Source organism: Rhodoferax sp. SPJ4, from assembly GCF_058216275.1.
Genome location: NZ_JBYZMN010000001.1, coordinates 1,315,249 through 1,330,982, shown reverse-complemented (window position 1 = coordinate 1,330,982; position 15,734 = coordinate 1,315,249). Strand labels below are relative to the sequence as shown.

The window sequence follows — 15,734 nt, the reverse complement described above, 5'->3', positions numbered from 1 at the left end:
GCCCCCATGCCCATCATCAAGATCCTGCCCCACCCCGAATACTGCCCCCAGGGCGCCGAGGTGAGCGCACCGGCCGGCACGTCGATCTGCGAGGCGCTGCTGGACCACCACATCAATATCGAGCACGCCTGCGACATGAGCTGCGCCTGCACCACCTGCCACATCATCGTGCGCGAAGGTTTTGCGTCGCTCAACGAGCTGGACGAGAACGAGGAAGACCTGCTGGACCGCGCCTGGGGCCTGGAGCCCCAGTCCCGGCTGAGCTGCCAAGCCTTTTTGGCCCAGGCTGACGTGGTCGTCGAGATCCCCAAGTACTCGATCAACCACGCCAAAGAGAACCATTGACCCCCACGCTCCGCCGTTTCACGGGTCGCTGCCCCCCGAGGGGGCTGTTCCGCCTTGGGGCGGCCCGGCGGCGGAACGCCTTGACTGTGGAAGCCCCGCATGACACGCCAGATCGTTCTTGACACCGAAACCACCGGTCTCTCCGCCGAGAACGGCGACCGCATCATCGAGATCGGTTGTGTCGAGCTGCTCAACCGCAAGCTGACCGGGCAGAACAAGCATTTCTACCTGAACCCCGGGCGTGACAGCCACGAGGACGCGCTGCGCATCCACGGCATCAGCAACGAGTTCCTGCGCGACAAGCCCAAGTTCGCCGCCGTGGCCGATGAGCTGATGGACTACCTCGCGGGCGCCGAGATCATCATCCACAACGCGGCCTTCGACGTCGGCTTTCTGAACAAAGAGCTGGAACTCCTCGGTCGGCCGCCGTTCAAGACGGTGGTGGGCAGCGTCACCGACACCCTGGTGATGGCCAAGGAGATGTTTCCGGGCAAACGCAACTCGCTCGACGCGCTGTGTGACCGGCTGGGCGTAGACAACTCCGGCCGCACCCTGCACGGCGCGCTGCTCGATGCCGAGCTGCTGGCCGATGTCTACATCAACCTGACCCGTGGCCAGGACGCGCTGCTGATCGACCTCGGCACGGTGGGCGAGGGCGAAGCCCAGGCCCCGCGGGTCGATCTCAGCGGCATCAGCCTGCCGGTGCTGAACGCCAGCGCGCAGGAGCTGGCGGCCCACACCGAGGTGCTGGGCCAGCTGGACAAAGCCAGCGGCGGCAAGACCCTGTGGCGGGCCCTGGAGCCGGCCGCCTGAGTCAACTCACTTGCGCCACAATGCCGCATGGCCTTGGTGACGCATTTGCCCGGAAGCACCGCACTGGTGCTGGACTCGCCGCACAGCGGCACCGATTACCCGGACGACTTCGGTCACGCCTGTGAACTGGCCCGTTTGCGGCAGGCCGAAGACACCCATGTGGAAAAGCTCTACGCTTTCGCGCCCGCGCTGGGGGTGGCCTGGGTCGAGGCGCATTTCCCGCGCAGCTACCTGGACGCCAACCGCAACACCACCGAGATCGACCCCGAACTGCTCGATGCCCCCTGGCCCGGCCCGCTGGAAGGCGGTGCCAAGGTGCGGCTGGGCAAGGGCCTGGTCTGGCGCCTGACCGACGACGGTCTGCCCATCTATGCCCGCCGGCTCAGCGTGGCCGAGGTGCAAAACCGCATCACCCGCTGTTGGGTGCCCTACCACGCGGCGGTGGCGGCCGCCATCGAGGCCGCCCAGGCCCGCCACGGTTACTGCATCCACCTGAACTGCCATTCCATGCCGGCCGTGGCCAGCAGCCATGCCACCGAGTTTCCGGGGCTTCAGCACGCCGACTTCGTGGTCGGCAACCGCGACGACACCAGTGCCAGCGCCGCGTTGGCCCAGCTGGTGGGTGAGCATCTGCAGCAGCGCGGCCACAGCGTCAGCTGGAACCACCCCTACAAGGGGGTCGAGCTGGTGCGGCGCCATGGCCAACCGTCGCAGCAGCGCCACAGCATCCAGCTGGAAGTGAACCGCCGGCTGTACATGGACGAGGCGACGCTGGCCATGCATTCCGGCTTTGCCGCCCTGCAGGCCACGCTGAGGTCGCTGGTGGTGCGGCTGCTGGTCACCGACCCGCGCCGCCTTTGACACACCGGTCCCGGCGCATCCCATACATCCATTGGCCTATTGACGGTCATCGGGGCGACGCTAACCTTTCGCTGTGACCGAAACCTCTGCCAGAACGCTCACACGCGACTTCGTCCGGGAGCAATTCATCGCGCTGATTGCCCGGCAAAGCCGCCGGGTACCCATCGGTGTGTTCGTCATCGCGTTGGTCATTGCCGGCCTGGGCGCCACCAGGCTGCCGCTGGTCTGGCCTCTGGCCTGGCTGGCCTTGGCCGTTGCCATGATGGTGTTGCGCTGGCATGTGCTGGGGCGTTTGCCCGACAAGACCCACCTGCCCACCGAACAGCGCATCCGGGTCATTTTCTGGATGAGCTTCGCCAACGGCGTGGTGTTTGCCCTCAGCCACCTGGCTTTCCCTTTCCTGTCGCTGGCCGGCCGCTCGGTTCACACGCTGATTCTGCTGGGCCTGGTCAGTGGCGCGGTGGCCACCACCGGCGGCCACAAAAAGACTTTTCTGGCCTACACCCTGCCCACGCTGCTGCCCATCGTGGCGCTGTGGGCGTTCAGCCCAGGGCTGGCGGAGGTGACCTGGGCCGAGCGCACCATGGCCTTGCTGACCCTGGTCTACCTGTGGATCGTGCTGGGCCTGGCCAGCGACGCCTGGGCCACCTTTGTCGAGTCCTGCGAGATCCGTTTCCAGGAACGCGAGCTCAACGACAAGCTGAAGGTGGCGCTGGACCAGGCCGATGCGGCCAACCGGGCCAAAACCCGTTTTCTGGCCGCCGCCAGCCATGACCTGCGCCAACCGCTGCACACCCTGACCCTGCTCGGCGCTGCGTTGGGCATGCGCGACATCGACGCCCGCAGCAAGGAAATCGTCAAGGTGCTGAACGAGGTCACCGACAACCTGAGCGCCCAGCTCGACGGCCTGCTCGACATCTCCAAACTCGATGCCGGCATCGTGCAGGCCGAGATGCGGCCGGTCAAGCTGGCCGACGTGGTGCGCCAGCATTTCGGCGAAATCGACGCCATCGCCCGGGCCCGTGGCCTGGAGCCGCGGCTGGCCATCCACAGTGAGCAGTTGGTCAACACCGATGCCCACCTGCTGATGCGCATCCTGCGCAACCTGACCCAGAACGCCATCAAGTTCACCGAGCAAGGCCATGTGACGCTGATGGTGCGCAGCCGGGGCGAGCGCATGCTGCTGACGGTGACGGACAGCGGTCGCGGCATCGCCGAGCAGCACCAGGAAGAGGTGTTCCAGGAGTTCTACCAGGTCGACAACCCGGAGCGCGACCGCTCCAAGGGCCTGGGCCTGGGCCTGTCCATCGTGCGCCGGCTGTGTGAGCTGTTGCGCATCGAATTGACCATGGCCTCACAGGCCGGTGTCGGCACCTCCTTCACGCTGGAGATGCCGGTCGCTACCCAGGTGATTTCCACGCTGGTGGCGCCGGTGGCACACACCGGTGCCACGCAGTTCAGCCTGCGGGTGCTGGTGATTGACGACGAACGTTCGGTTCGCCTGGGCCTGCGCATCGTGCTCGAAGAGATGGGCTGCGAGTGCATCGAGGCCTCTGGCACCGAGGAGGCCTGTGCCATGGTCCGCAACCGCGCCCCCCACCTGGTGCTGGCCGACTTCCGGCTGCGCGGCGACGACAACGGCATCGCCTCGATCCGTGCCATCCGCGCGCTGTGGCCCCAGGTGTCGGCGGTGCTGGTCAGTGGCGACACCGCGCCCGACCGCCTGCTGGAGGCCGAGCGGGCCGGCATGCGCTTGTTGCACAAGCCGCTGCCGCTGGACACCCTGCGCGACGAGCTCGCGCGGGCCCAGAGCATGGCCCCCGACTGGCAAGCCCCCCGCCTGGCCGACACCGCAGGGATGCGGGCTTGACAGACTCGGCATCCCGACCGACCCGCGCAGCCCGTTGGCTGTCCAGGGACATTGGGGCGCTGATTCAGGCGCAGGCGGTCGAGCCCACGGTGTACGACCTGGTGATCGTCGGCAGCGGCTACGGCGGCGCGATGGCGGCGGCCGAACTGGCCGGCTGCCAGGTGCCTGACGAAAGCCACCCCGGCCAGTGGCGCCGCGCCAGGGTCTGCATTCTGGAGCGGGGCCGCGAGTATTTGCCCGGTGCCTTCCCGTCCCGCATGGCCGAGTTGCCGCGCGCCGTGCGTTTCAAGACCGCTGACGGTGAAGGCCCCAAGGGCGAGATGGAGGCCTTGTTCGATGTCCGGGTGGGCAAGGACGTGTCGGTGCTGCTGGCCAACGGGCTGGGCGGCGGCTCGCTGATCAACGGGGCGGTGATGGAAAAACCGGCCTTCGGCAGCTTCCAGAGCCACCTGCCCGGGCGGGTCGAGAAGGCCTTGCAGCGCGGCTATTTGCAGGCCGCCAAGGTCAGGCTGGGCGGCACCCGGGCCGGCCGTGACAACAGCATGGCCTTGCATGCCAGCCAGCAGGCCGCCCAGTCCCGGCCGCTGAAAAAGACCGAGGCCCTGAAGGCGCTGGACCCGGCCCGCTTTCGGCTGGCTGCCCTGACCATCGAAATGCAGGGTGGGGCCAATGCGCAGGGTGTGCAGTTGAACGCCTGCACCCTGTGTGGCGATTGCATGACCGGTTGCAACGTTGGCGCCCGGGAGTCGCTGGACACCAACCTGCTGGTGCAGGCCCAGCGCCAGGGCGCTGAAATCTACACCGAGGCCTCGGTGCTGAGCCTGCACCGGCAGCAGCACGGCTGGGAGGTGCTGGTCGTGCCCACGCCGCCCGCGCTGCGCCACCGGGAGCAACAGGCCCGGCGCGAGGCCGGTGAGCTTGACAACCAGGCCGGGGCCATGCGTTTGCGGGCGCGGCGGGTGATTCTGGCGGCCGGCGCGCTGGGCTCCACCGAAATCCTGCTGCGCTCGAGAACCCCGGCCCTGGCCTTTTCCAGCCGCCTGGGCCAGCGCTTTTCCTGCAATGGCGACAACCTGTCGGCCCTTTACAAGCACCGGCAGCCCACCGGCACCGTGGCCGACGAAACCCAGCCCTTCGATGGCCGGCAGGTGGGGCCCACCATCACGGGCATCGTCGATGCGGTGGCGGCTGACGATTCCCACCGCTTCCTGATCCAGGAGTTCGCTGTGTCGGCGCCGCTGAAACGGCTGTTTGAGGAAATCGTCACCACCTCGGACGCCTTGCACGCCATGGTGCAGCCCGACCTGGCTTGCCACCGGCCAGGCCAGCCCGCCCGCCAAGACCCCTGCGCCATCGATGACGAGGCCATGGCCCACACCGCGCTGCTGGGCCTGATCGGGCACGACAGCGCCAGTGGCGCGGTCCGTTTGCCACGCGCCCGTGCAGCGGCCGATGGCGCCGGTCATCAGGAGGGCATGGCCTGGATCGACTGGCCCGAGGCCCGTTGGTCAGCCCATCTGGACCAGGCCCATGCACGGCTGGAGCAGCTGGCTGGCCAGGCACCCGGGCAGCCCGGCGTGCTGGGTCCGGGCGGGCGGGTGTTGCCCAACCCGATGTGGCGCATGCTGCCCAAGGGGCTGGAGTTTCTGGTCAGCCAGGGCCGTGGCCCGGTGCTGACCGTGCACCCGCTGGGGGGTTGTGCGATGGGCCGCAGCGCCATGGACGGCGTGGTGGACGAACTGGGCCGGGTGTTCGACGGCCACGACCCCCATGGCGCAGCGCCATTCGATTCGTCGCTGGTGGTGCTGGACGGTGCGATTTTGCCGGGCTCGCTGGGCGCCAACCCGGCCCTGACGATTGCCGCGCTGGCACTGCGTTCGGCCCGACAACTGCGCAAACAGTGGCAGTGGAAGCGGCCACCAGGCCCGGCCACGGTGCCAGGCCCGGCGGCGCCACGGCCGGTCTACCGCACCCCGGCCGAGAGTTTTTCTCAGCAGCGGCAGGACACGGCTTTGCAGATCGTCGAGCGGCTCACCGGCGAGCTGCCTTTGTCGGTCGATGGTGCGGGTGACGTTCCCCATGTGGCCGAACTGACCCTGCACTTCGCGCCGCAAACGCTGGCCGGCCTGACCCGGACCATGGGCCGGCGGATCCCGTTAACCCAGGGGCCGGGCCAGACCAACACCCTGCGCCTGTTCACCCGTGACGATTGGGCCCATGGCGTGCGCCAGCCCGATGGCCGCCGTGGCCGCCCGCTGCGGCTGGCCGACGATGAACAGCGGCAGGCGGCGGCGGTGCTGGTCGCCACGCTGGACGGCGAGTTGCGCCTGCTGGACCGCCAGCCCTCCGGGCCCCTGCGCCGCGTGCTGCGCGGGCTGTGGGCCTGGTTTTTCAACCGGGGCCTGCGCGATCTGTGGCAACGCGTCACTGAGCCCGAGCCGGTGGCCCATGACGCGGCCCTGCAGACCAGTCCAGGCTGGCGCGAAAGCATCCGAAACTACGCACTGGGGGTGTTGAAAATCGCTTCCCGTGCCGGCGAGCAGCGGGTGTTTGATTACCGCCTGACCCTGACCGAGGTCACCCAGGGTGCCGAGGGACCACTGGGCCGGCAGGTGCGGGCAGGGGCCAGCGTGCGTGGCGAAAAATGCCTCAGCTATGCGCGCCGCGCCAACCCCTGGCTGCAGCTCAGCCGCATGCGCCTGCGGGCCTTTCCCGGGACCCACTGGCTGGGCTTGGCGCGCCAACCGCGGGTCCTGGCGCTGGACACCCGCTTTCTGGCACGCCAGGGCGTGCCGCTGTTGCAGATCACCCGGCAGCAAGACCAGCCCAATGCGCTGGCCGACATGGCCTCGCTGGGCTTGTACATGCTGCGCCTGGTGCTGGGTGTTCACCTCTGGAGTTTCCGCAAACCCGACACCGCACCGCCGCAGACGCCGCAGCGCCTGCCAGGTGGTGTGCCCGGCCTGCCGCCGCCGCAGGTCACCGAACTGGACCTGGACCCGCAGCCCAGCGGCCTGCCGGTGCGGGTGCGCCTCACACGCTACGAGCGGCGCGGGTCAGGCCGGCCGCCGCTGGTCTTCATCCACGGCTACAGCGCCAGTGGCACCAACTTTGCCCACGCGGCCATCCAGCCCTGTCTGGCCAGCCATTTCTGGCACCAGGATTGCGACGTCTGGGTGCTGGACCTGCGCACCAGCTCCGGCATGCCCACCGCGCACCAGCCCTGGGCCTTTGAAGACGCCGCCTTCGCCGACATTCCGGTGGCCATTGCCCACATCGTGCGGGTCACCGGGCGGCCACAGGTCGATGTGTTTGCCCATTGCATCGGGGCGGTGATGCTGAGCATGGCCTTGCTCACCGGCCGGCGGGAGCTGCCGTCGGTGGTGTCCCCACAACCGCCGATCGACGGGCAGGCGCCGCCCACCGTCTATGCCGATGAACTCGAGGCCTTGCCCAGCCGCATCCGCCGCCTCGTGTTGTCACAAAAGGGCCCGGTGCTGAACTACACCGATGGCAACATCTTCCGGGCCTACACCATGCGCCACCTGCGCCGCTTGCTGCTGCCCGACCGCTACCGTTTCCGGCCGACCGAACCGGCCTCGGTCAAAGACCAGTTGCTGGACCGGTTGCTGGCCACCCTGCCATACCCTGAGGACGAGTTCGACCGCGAAAACCCGCCGCCCTGGCGCTTCTGGCGGCGCACGCCCTGGACCACCACCCGCCACCGCATGGACGCCTTGTACGCCCGCGACTTCAACCTCGCCAACATCGCCGACACCACGCTGCGCCACATCGACGATTTTTTTGGTCCGCTCAACCTCGACACCGTGGCCCAGGCCATCCATTTCGCCCGCTACAGCACCATCACCAACAGCGATGGCCGCCGGCTGTCGCTGGATGCGATGGCCGAACGCTGGGGGCCCATTCCCACGCTCAGCGTGCACGGCGCGAACAACGGCCTGGTGGACAAGGCCACGCTGGACAGTATGGCGGCGCTGATGGCCCAGCAAGGCGTGCCCTTCCAGGCCTTGCAGGTCGAGGGTTACGGCCACCAGGACTGTTTGATCGGCCGGGACGCGGCGGCCAAAGTGTTCGAGCCGGTGAACCGTTTCCTCCGGCAAGGCCAGGGGCTCTCATGCTGAGCCGCCCGCAGGTGTTGCGCATGCCGGAGCGAACCACGCCCGACCCCATGGGCCGGGGCCGGGCCAGCCTGGTGTGGCGCGGTGCAGGGGTGGACATGCACGCGCTGGCCGTGCCGGTGGTGCCGGCGCCCGATGGCCAGCACTGGGCACTGCCGCCCGGATGGGCCGGTGACCTGAGCCCCATCCCGCCCACCGCCAGCGTCTGGATCCGGGTGCCCTTGCTGGTGCCCACCGGTCTGCCCACTGCGCTGGCCGGTCATGTGTTGCTGCTGGTGTGTGACGGCGCCGGCGACGAAGCCCCCACCTTCGATGCCGCGGTGACGGTGACGCCCGCGCAGTGGACGGGGGTGCCGTTGCTGATGGCCCACCAGCCCCAGGTGGCGACGCCGGGTTTGCCGGATTGGCCCAGCCTGGTGACCTACCTGGCCAGCCACAGCCTGGCGGCGCTGGCCCACAGCTTTGTGCCGCTGGCCGAGACCGTGTCTGGCGCCTCGGGCGCCGATGCCCCTCCTGCGCTGGTGTTGGCACTGGCCAGCTGCCAGTACCCCGCACAGCTGTTCGATCGGCCCATGGCCCAGGCCTCATACCGGCGGTTGGCGGCGCGGCTGTCAGCCCCCACCGGCCGGCCCACGCTGTTGCTGCGCGTGGGGGACCAGATCTATGCCGACGCCACCGCCGGCCTGCTGGACGCCAAACGCCTTGCCGATCGCTACGACAACCGCCACCAGGACGCCTGGCTTGACCTGCCGGCCGCGCTGACGGCCGGCCTGGCCATCCACACCCAACTGGACGACCATGAACTGGCCGACAACTGGGAACCCCATGCCTCGCCGGACTGGGTGGACGACCTGCACGTCGGCCGCCGCGCGTTTGTCAACCAGCGCACGGTGGACGAGGCCGAGGTCGCCACCCTGTGGTACCCGCTGCCAACCGACGGCCCCTGGGGCACCGGCGGCGTGCCGGTTTTCCTGGCCGACTCGCGCACCGAACGCGATTTCCGGCACGCCACCAACGGCCACCAGGCCACCCTCATGTCGGCGGGCCAGATGTCGGCCTTGCAGGCCTGGATGCTGCAGGCGGCCAGCGAGGACCCCGACCGGCCGATGCTGATTGCCATGCCCGCCATGCTGTTGCCCCGCCACCGGGCGGTGGCGCAAGACCCGGGCATGGCCTGGCGCTGCGATGGCTGGGACGGCTACCCGGCTTCTCTGCATGAACTGCTGGGCTTCGTTGCCCGGCACCGGATTCGCAACGCCGTGTTCCTGTCGGGCGACGAGCACCTGGCCAGCGTCTGCCAGATTCGCCTGTGGGCGGCGGGGCACACCGAATCCGCCGTCACCGTGTTGTCGCTGCACACCCCCGGTTTGTACGCACCGTTTCCCTTTTCCAACGGGCGGGTGCAGGACTTCAAGCCACAGGACCGCTTCAGCTTTGACCACCCGGCGCCGGACGGGGCCCCGCGCCGCTTTCGCTGCGCACTGACCACCGAGTTTCCCGAGAACGGTGATGGGTTTCTGGTGGTGACGGTGGCGAAGGCCGACGCGGGTTGGTCGCTGTCGGTGGCCATCGACGGCGCCCAGGGGGTTCAAACCCGCCGCTTTGTCTGCAGCGCTGCCGGTGGCGGCTTTGTCAGTGCACCGAACCCGTCAGACCCAGCTGGGCGGCCTTGAACACCGCCTCGGTGCGGTTGCTGACGTCCAGCATGCGGAAGGCGGTGGACAAATGGGCCTTGATGGTGCCTTCGGCCAAATTCATCTCGCGGGCAATGACCTTGTTGGGCTTGCCCTGCACCACCTTCAGCAGCACCTCCAGTTGGCGGTCTGACAGGCCGGCGGCCTTGCGTTGCCCACAGTGGGTGGCGCCAGCCAGCGGCTCCACACCACCGGGCCCAGCCATCAGCGCATGGGGGGGCAGGTAGGCGCCCCCGGCCAGAATCAGTTGCAGGGCCGCCATCAGCATCTCTGGCGACGACGACTTGGGCACGAAGCCCATCGCGCCTTCCGAGATGGCGGCGCTGATCACGGCCGGACTCTCTTCGCCCGACAGCAGGGTGATGGGCACCGAGGGCAGGGCCGCCCGCAGCGCGTGCAGGCCGGAGAATCCCTGGGTGTCGGGCAGCTTGAAGTCCAGCAGCACCAGGTCAAAAGGGCCTGGCAGCCGCACCGCCTCGGCCACCGACGACGCGGTCACGCAGTGGATGGAGGGGTTCAGCTCGGCCAGCAGAAAGCGCAGGCTTTGCACGAACAACGCATGGTCATCGACAAGCAGCAGGCGCATACAGTCCAGTGGTCAAAAAGTGGGTGGTCTGGCGTTTGCCCCGGGGTTGGGCCGCCAGGGTGTCGCCACCGCGACTGAGACGAATGTATGCCAGACGGCCGGCCGGTGTAAAGCCCTGTCCACCGTGACCGTGGTCGACAGGCTCAGGCCAGGCTGCCGGCCGCCTTCAAGGCCAGCGCCGCGTCCCGCACCAGGCCCGGGCCCTGGTAGATCAGGCCGGTGTAGATCTGCACCACGTCGGCACCGGCGCGGCGCTTGGCCACGGCGTCCTCGGCCGACATCACACCGCCCACACCGACGATGGGGAAGCCCTGGCCGAGTGCCGCGCGCAACTGGGCAATGACGCGGTTGCTGGCCGCCAGCACCGGCGCGCCGCTCAGGCCGCCGGCTTCTTCGCCATGGGGCAGGCCACGCACCGCGTCGCGGGCCAGCGTGGTGTTGGTGGCCACCACGCCGTCCATGGCGTGGCGTTGCAGCGTGGCGGCAATCACTTCGACCTGGGCCTCGTCGAGGTCGGGCGCGATCTTCACAAAGATGGGCACGCGGCGGCCATGCTGGCGGGCCAGCGCCTCGCGCCGTTCGGCAATCGCACCGAGCAGGGCGTCCAGCGCTGCGTCGCTCTGCAGCGCGCGCAGGTTTTTGGTGTTGGGGCTGGAGATGTTGACCGTCACGTAGTCGGCGTGCGGGTAGACGCCGTCCAGGCAGGTCAGGTAGTCGCGGGTGGCGTCTTCGATGGGGGTGGCGGCGTTCTTGCCGATGTTCAGGCCCAGGATGCGGCCGCGCTGGCGGAAGGACGAGCGCAACACGTTGGCGACGAAGGCGTCCAGGCCGTCGTTGTTGAAGCCCAGGCGGTTGATCAAGGCCTTGGCCTCGGGCAGGCGGAACATGCGGGGCTTGGGGTTGCCGGGCTGGGCCTTGGGCGTCACCGTGCCCACCTCGACAAAGCCGAAACCCATCGCGCCCAGGCCGTCGATGCAGCGGGCGTTCTTGTCCAGCCCGGCGGCCAGGCCGATGCGGTTGGGGAAGCGCAGGCCGGCCAGCGTCACCGGGTCGTCAACCATGCCGGCGCAGAAGGCCCAGGCCAGCGGCGTGCCTTGGGTGCGGGCCAGCGCGGCCATGGTCAGTTCGTGGGCGGCTTCAGGGTCCAGGCCGAACAAAAAGGGGCGGGCGAGGGCGTAGGGCAGCAAGGGCATGGGGGAGGGAGGCTGGATAATCGGACACTTTGGTCGCCACCCACGGTGGCCGCACCTCAGTCACTCTGCATTGTCGCAAAAGCACCCATGACCCAAGACGAACTCAAGACCCTGGTGGGCCAGGCCGCCCTGCAATACGTGCCCGAAGGCGGCATCGTTGGCGTGGGCACCGGCTCCACGGTGAACAAATTCATCGATGCGCTGGCCACCGTCAAAGACCGCATCCGCGGCGCGGTGAGCAGCTCGGTGGCTTCCACCGCCCGCCTGCAGGCGTTGGGCATCCGGGTCTTCGACAGCAACGAAGTGGACGAGTTGGCGGTCTACATCGACGGCGCCGACGAGATCGACGGCCAGGGCCACATGGTCAAGGGTGGCGGCGCGGCCCTGACCCGCGAGAAGATCGTTGCGGCGCAATCGCGCCAGTTCGTCTGCATCGCCGACGAGAGCAAGCTGGTGCCAGCGCTGGGCGGGTTTCCGCTGCCGGTCGAAGTCATTCCGATGGCCACCGCACGCATCCAGCGCCAGTTCGCCGCGCTGGGCGGCCAAGCGTCGGTGCGCATGAAAGACGGTGCGCCGCTGGTCACCGACAACGGTCAGCACATCTTGGACGTGACCGGTTTGCGCATCACCGACCCGCTGGGCTTTGAATCCATGGTCAACCAGTGGCCCGGCGTGGTGACGGTGGGGGTGTTTGCCCACCAGAAGGCCCAGGTGTGTTTGCTGGGCACGGCCAGCGGCGTGCGCACCATCGTCTACTGACGTTTTCGCGGCCGCCCGAGGGCGGTGTGTGCCGTGTCAGTGCAGGTGGCCGTGGTGCCCGCCGGAAGCCGCGGGTGTGGGCACCTTGAAGAAGCTGGCGCCGGCCGTGCCGCGGCCAATTTCTTCCTCGGTGGCTTCGCGGATGGCTTCCACCTTCAGGTGCAGGCGCAGCGCGATGCCGGCCAGCGGGTGGTTGCCTTCCAGCACCACATGCTCGGGGTAGATGTCGGTCACCACAAACAGGTTGTTTTTGGGCGCGTCGGGGTTGCAGCCGGCCGGCAGGCCTTCAAAGGCCATGCCTTCCTGCAGATCGGCCGGGAACAGCGAACGGGCTTCGAGGAAGACCAGGTTCTCGTCGTAGTCGCCAAAAGCCTGTTCGGGCTCCAGGTGCAAATCCACCTTGTCGCCGACCTCGTGGCCTTGCAAGGCCTCGCTGATCTTGGGCAGCAGGTCGTCGCCCCCCACCAGAAACTCGACCGGCTCGTCGAGCACGTCGAGCTCTTCACCCAAGGTGTCCTTCAAGGTCCAGGTCAGGGCCACCACGCATTGCTCGGTCACGGCTGAAATCATTTCCATAAGACAATTGTCCCATGGACGTGACCCTTCCCCTGACCCTGCTCGGCGGCCTGAGCCCGCAACAATTCATGGCCCGCCACTGGCAGAAAAAGCCGCTGCTGGTGCGCCAGGCCATTCCCGGCTTTCAGCCGCTGCTGGACCGTCGTGCGCTGTTCGATCTTGCCGGCCAGGAGGCGGTGCAGTCGCGCCTGGTGCTGCAGGACGGTGAGCGCTGGCGGCTGCGCAATGGCCCGTTCGCCCGCCGCGCCTTGCCGGCGCTGAGCCAGCCGAACTGGAGCCTGCTGGTGCAGGGCGTGGACCTGCACCACAACGGGGCGCATGAATTGCTGCAGGCTTTTCGTTTCCTGCCCGAGGCGCGGCTGGACGACCTGATGGTCAGCTATGCCAGCGACGGCGGCGGCGTGGGCCCGCATTTCGACAGCTACGACGTGTTTCTGCTGCAAGCCCATGGCCAGCGCCGCTGGCGCATCGGCCGCCAGAAAGACCTGAGCCTGCGCGACGACGTGCCGCTGAAAATCCTGGCCCGGTTCGAGCCCGAGCAGGAATGGGTGTTGAACCCTGGCGACATGCTTTACCTGCCGCCTCGCTACGCCCACGATGGTGTGGCGGTGGGCGAGTGCATGACCTATTCGGTGGGTTTCCGGGCGCCGGCCCGCGGTGAGCTGGCCCGGGCCTTGTTCGAGCGCCTGGCCGACGAGGTGGACGACCCCCGGCTCTACGCCGACCCCAAGCAGCCGGCGGTGACCGACAGCGCCCGCCTGCCCGCGCCGCTGCTGGCCTTTGCGATGCAGGCGGTGCAAGATGCGCTGAAAGACCCTCGCGCCAGCGCCCGCGCCCTGGGCGAGTACCTGACCGAGCCCAAGCCCACGGTGTGGTTCGACGAAGACGGTGAGTCGGCCGACCAGACCGGCGGCGGCTGGCGGCTGGACCGCCGCAGCCGCATGCTGTACGACGACCACCATGTGTTCATCAACGGCGAGGGCTTCCGTGCCGGCGGCCGGGATGCCACACTGATGCGTCTGCTGGCCGACCAGCGCCGCCTGACAACGGCGCAGGCCGGCCGGCTCAGCCCCGAGGCCGCCGAGTTGGTGGCCGACTGGCATGCCTGCGGCTGGTTGCACCCCGACAGGCCCTGAAGGAGACCGCCATGCAAGACCCGTCCGCCGTCGCGCCGCTCAGCCCCTTGCACCAGGGTCCGTTTGTCGGTCTGGACGAGTTCCGGGTCATTGTGCGCAACGCCCTGGGCCAGGCCGATGCCCAGGGCTGGAAGACCCTGTGGCTCAGCGACCCCGACTTTGAAGACTGGCCGCTGGGTGAGCGCAGCCTCTGCGATGCCTTGAACGCCTGGGCCGGCAGCGGCCGCCAGCTGCGGCTTCTTGCCGGCCATTTCGACCTGTTTGAGCGGTGCCATCCGCGGTTTGTGGTGTTTCGCCGCCAGTGGTCTCACCTGGTCGAGTGCCACCAACTGGGTGGGCGCCACGGCGAGGACGTGCTCAGCGCGATCTGGACGCCGCACTGGACACTGCAGCGCCTGGACCTGGTGCGCTGCACCGGCGTGGGCACGCTGGAGGCGCGGCGCCGGGTGACCTTGCACGAGGAGTTGCAGGAGCAATGGGCCCAGGCCCGGCCCGGCTTCGCCGCGACCACGTTGGGTTTGTAACAACTGCCATCAGGGTTTGCCCGTGACGCTGTGCAGTTCCCGTTATAATCGTAAGCTGAGTGAAAAGGTGGTGAGGCTTTTTTGCTCGCTGCCCGGCTGACGTCAGGCGAAAACCCGATGTCAGCGCATTCCCCGGAATTTTCTTCAATCCTTTCAAGGACTTTTCAAATGAACAAACTGCTCGTTTTGGCGACCCTGGTTTCCGCTGTGGCCCTGTCTGCTTGTGGCAAGAAGGCCGAAGCGCCTGCTCCCGCCCCCGCACCGGCCGCTGCGCCCGCCGCCCCCGCCGCTGAGCCGGCATCTGCTCCCGCTTCCGCCGCCGCTCCGGCCGCTGACGCTGCTGCCAGCGCCGCTGCGCCCGCTGCCGCCCCGGCCGCCGACGCAATGAAGAAGTAATTCTTCGTTTGTTCTGAAAAAGCCGCCTTCGGGCGGCTTTTTTCATGGGCGAACGCTTACAGCGTCACCCAGTCCGTGCCCTTGTCGGCATCGGCCACCTGCAGCTCGCAGCCCTGGCCTTCGGTCACCGCGCCCAGGGCCTGCAATGCCAGCGCCGGCCGGTTGTTCTGCGCGCTCAGGTGGGCCGCCACCACATGGCTCAGCCCGCGATGGGCCAAGCGGGCCAGCAACTCGGCCGACTGGCTGTTGGCCAAATGCCCCAGCCGCCCGGCGATGCGTTGCTTCAAAAAGGGTGGGTAGGCCGACTGGGCCATCATGGCCTCGTCGTGGTTGCATTCCAGCAGCAAGGCGGTGCAGTCGCTCAGCTGTTGCACCACGTGCGGGGTGACATGGCCCAGGTCGGTCAGGATGCCCAGGCTGCTGTGGCCATCGGTGCAACGCAGTTGCAAGGGTTCACGGGCGTCATGGGGCACGGTGAAGGGCAGGGCGCCCAGTGCGCCGAGGTCAATCGGCTCGCCGTCGCGGGCCACCCGCAGCCAGCCACCCCAGTCGGCCTGGGCGTCCAGGCCCAGGGCGCTGTGTGTGCCATGGCTCATCCACACCGGGATGCGTTCACGCAAGGCCAGCTGGCGCACGCAGCCGGTGTGGTCGGCGTGTTCATGGGTGATGAACACCGCGTCGATGTCGGCGGCGCTGAGGTTGGCGGCGGCCAGGCGCCGCTCCAACTGGCGGATGCCAAAGCCGCAGTCGACCAGCAAACGCACCACCGCCGAGCCAGACCCGGCTTCGACCAGCGTCGCATTGCCCGAGCTGCCGCTGCCCAGGCTGCGGAAGCGCATGGG

The 15,734-nt window shown here is 68.4% G+C and carries 13 protein-coding genes; 9 read left to right on the top strand and 4 right to left on the bottom strand.

Annotated features, from left to right (window positions below; all coding sequences use genetic code 11):
* The first annotated feature begins 6 nt into the window (after window positions 1-6).
* The 6 genes from fdx to AC4BAR_RS06465 all read left to right on the top strand — a co-directional run bounded on the left by fdx (window position 7) and on the right by AC4BAR_RS06465 (window position 9,701).
* A complete protein-coding gene (fdx, locus tag AC4BAR_RS06490) occupies window positions 7-345 on the top strand; it encodes an ISC system 2Fe-2S type ferredoxin (RefSeq protein WP_490626990.1) in 339 nt (112 codons plus the stop codon).
* A 99-nt stretch (window positions 346-444) separates the two neighbouring features.
* Entirely contained in the window at window positions 445-1,158 is a 714-nt protein-coding gene (dnaQ, locus tag AC4BAR_RS06485; RefSeq protein WP_490626989.1) for a DNA polymerase III subunit epsilon, read from the top strand.
* A gap of 27 nt (window positions 1,159-1,185) precedes the next feature.
* Window positions 1,186-2,019 carry an N-formylglutamate amidohydrolase gene (locus AC4BAR_RS06480; protein ID WP_490626988.1) on the top strand — a complete coding sequence of 278 codons (834 nt, stop codon included), beginning with the start codon at window positions 1,186-1,188 and terminating at the stop codon, window positions 2,017-2,019.
* A 73-nt stretch (window positions 2,020-2,092) separates the two neighbouring features.
* The gene (locus AC4BAR_RS06475; RefSeq protein ID WP_490626987.1) at window positions 2,093-3,889 is read left to right on the top strand and encodes a sensor histidine kinase; all 1,797 of its coding nucleotides are present in this window, start codon (window positions 2,093-2,095) and stop codon (window positions 3,887-3,889) included.
* Window positions 3,886-8,031 (top strand): alpha/beta fold hydrolase, encoded by a 4,146-nt coding sequence (locus AC4BAR_RS06470; RefSeq protein WP_490626986.1) that lies wholly within the window; start codon window positions 3,886-3,888, stop codon window positions 8,029-8,031. Before AC4BAR_RS06475 ends, AC4BAR_RS06470 begins: the two co-directional genes overlap by 4 nt.
* Complete coding sequence (locus tag AC4BAR_RS06465; RefSeq protein WP_490626985.1) at window positions 8,025-9,701, top strand: alkaline phosphatase D family protein; 1,677 nt, start codon at window positions 8,025-8,027, stop codon at window positions 9,699-9,701. The genes AC4BAR_RS06470 and AC4BAR_RS06465 overlap by 7 nt, the downstream gene beginning before the upstream one ends.
* Here the strand turns inward: AC4BAR_RS06465 and AC4BAR_RS06460 are convergent.
* Window positions 9,661-10,308 (bottom strand): response regulator, encoded by a 648-nt coding sequence (locus AC4BAR_RS06460; protein ID WP_490626984.1) that lies wholly within the window; start codon window positions 10,306-10,308, stop codon window positions 9,661-9,663. The two genes, AC4BAR_RS06465 and AC4BAR_RS06460, sit on opposite strands and share 41 nt — an antisense overlap.
* 143 nt (window positions 10,309-10,451) lie before the next feature.
* Window positions 10,452-11,501 (bottom strand): quinone-dependent dihydroorotate dehydrogenase, encoded by a 1,050-nt coding sequence (locus AC4BAR_RS06455; RefSeq protein WP_490626983.1) that lies wholly within the window; start codon window positions 11,499-11,501, stop codon window positions 10,452-10,454.
* Between the two features lie 87 nt (window positions 11,502-11,588).
* Here AC4BAR_RS06455 and rpiA point away from each other — a divergent pair, with 87 nt between their 5' ends.
* Entirely contained in the window at window positions 11,589-12,260 is a 672-nt protein-coding gene (gene rpiA / locus AC4BAR_RS06450) for a ribose-5-phosphate isomerase RpiA (RefSeq protein WP_490626982.1), read from the top strand.
* A 36-nt stretch (window positions 12,261-12,296) separates the two neighbouring features.
* Here rpiA and AC4BAR_RS06445 read toward each other — a convergent pair whose 3' ends face one another.
* Complete coding sequence (locus AC4BAR_RS06445) at window positions 12,297-12,836, bottom strand: FKBP-type peptidyl-prolyl cis-trans isomerase (protein ID WP_490626981.1); 540 nt, start codon at window positions 12,834-12,836, stop codon at window positions 12,297-12,299.
* A 14-nt stretch (window positions 12,837-12,850) separates the two neighbouring features.
* Between AC4BAR_RS06445 and AC4BAR_RS06440 the strand changes: the two genes are divergently transcribed.
* On the top strand, window positions 12,851-13,972 hold the full coding sequence (locus AC4BAR_RS06440) for a JmjC domain-containing protein (RefSeq protein WP_490626980.1): 1,122 nt from the start codon (window positions 12,851-12,853) through the stop codon (window positions 13,970-13,972).
* Window positions 13,973-13,983: 11 nt separating this feature from the next.
* A complete protein-coding gene (locus AC4BAR_RS06435) occupies window positions 13,984-14,496 on the top strand; it encodes a hypothetical protein (RefSeq protein ID WP_490626979.1) in 513 nt (170 codons plus the stop codon).
* A gap of 452 nt (window positions 14,497-14,948) precedes the next feature.
* On the opposite strand, the gene AC4BAR_RS06430 is transcribed toward AC4BAR_RS06435, so the two are convergent.
* Window positions 14,949-15,731 (bottom strand): MBL fold metallo-hydrolase, encoded by a 783-nt coding sequence (locus tag AC4BAR_RS06430; protein WP_490626978.1) that lies wholly within the window; start codon window positions 15,729-15,731, stop codon window positions 14,949-14,951.
* Window positions 15,732-15,734 lie beyond the last annotated feature (3 nt).

Excerpts from the sequence above, each read along its gene's own strand:
- dnaQ (WP_490626989.1), top strand. The coding sequence starts at position 445 with ATGACACGCCAGATCGTTCTTGACACCGAAACCACCGGTCTCTCCGCC.
- AC4BAR_RS06465 (WP_490626985.1), top strand. The coding sequence starts at position 8,025 with ATGCTGAGCCGCCCGCAGGTGTTGCGCATGCCGGAGCGAACCACGCCC.
- AC4BAR_RS06460 (WP_490626984.1), bottom strand. The coding sequence starts at position 10,308 with ATGCGCCTGCTGCTTGTCGATGACCATGCGTTGTTCGTGCAAAGCCTG.
- AC4BAR_RS06440 (WP_490626980.1), top strand. The coding sequence starts at position 12,851 with ATGGACGTGACCCTTCCCCTGACCCTGCTCGGCGGCCTGAGCCCGCAA.
- AC4BAR_RS06455 (WP_490626983.1), bottom strand. The coding sequence starts at position 11,501 with ATGCCCTTGCTGCCCTACGCCCTCGCCCGCCCCTTTTTGTTCGGCCTG.
- AC4BAR_RS06480 (WP_490626988.1), top strand. The coding sequence starts at position 1,186 with ATGGCCTTGGTGACGCATTTGCCCGGAAGCACCGCACTGGTGCTGGAC.
- AC4BAR_RS06430 (WP_490626978.1), bottom strand. The coding sequence starts at position 15,731 with ATGCGCTTCCGCAGCCTGGGCAGCGGCAGCTCGGGCAATGCGACGCTG.
- rpiA (WP_490626982.1), top strand. The coding sequence starts at position 11,589 with ATGACCCAAGACGAACTCAAGACCCTGGTGGGCCAGGCCGCCCTGCAA.
- fdx (WP_490626990.1), top strand. The coding sequence starts at position 7 with ATGCCCATCATCAAGATCCTGCCCCACCCCGAATACTGCCCCCAGGGC.
- AC4BAR_RS06435 (WP_490626979.1), top strand. The coding sequence starts at position 13,984 with ATGCAAGACCCGTCCGCCGTCGCGCCGCTCAGCCCCTTGCACCAGGGT.
- AC4BAR_RS06445 (WP_490626981.1), bottom strand. The coding sequence starts at position 12,836 with ATGGAAATGATTTCAGCCGTGACCGAGCAATGCGTGGTGGCCCTGACC.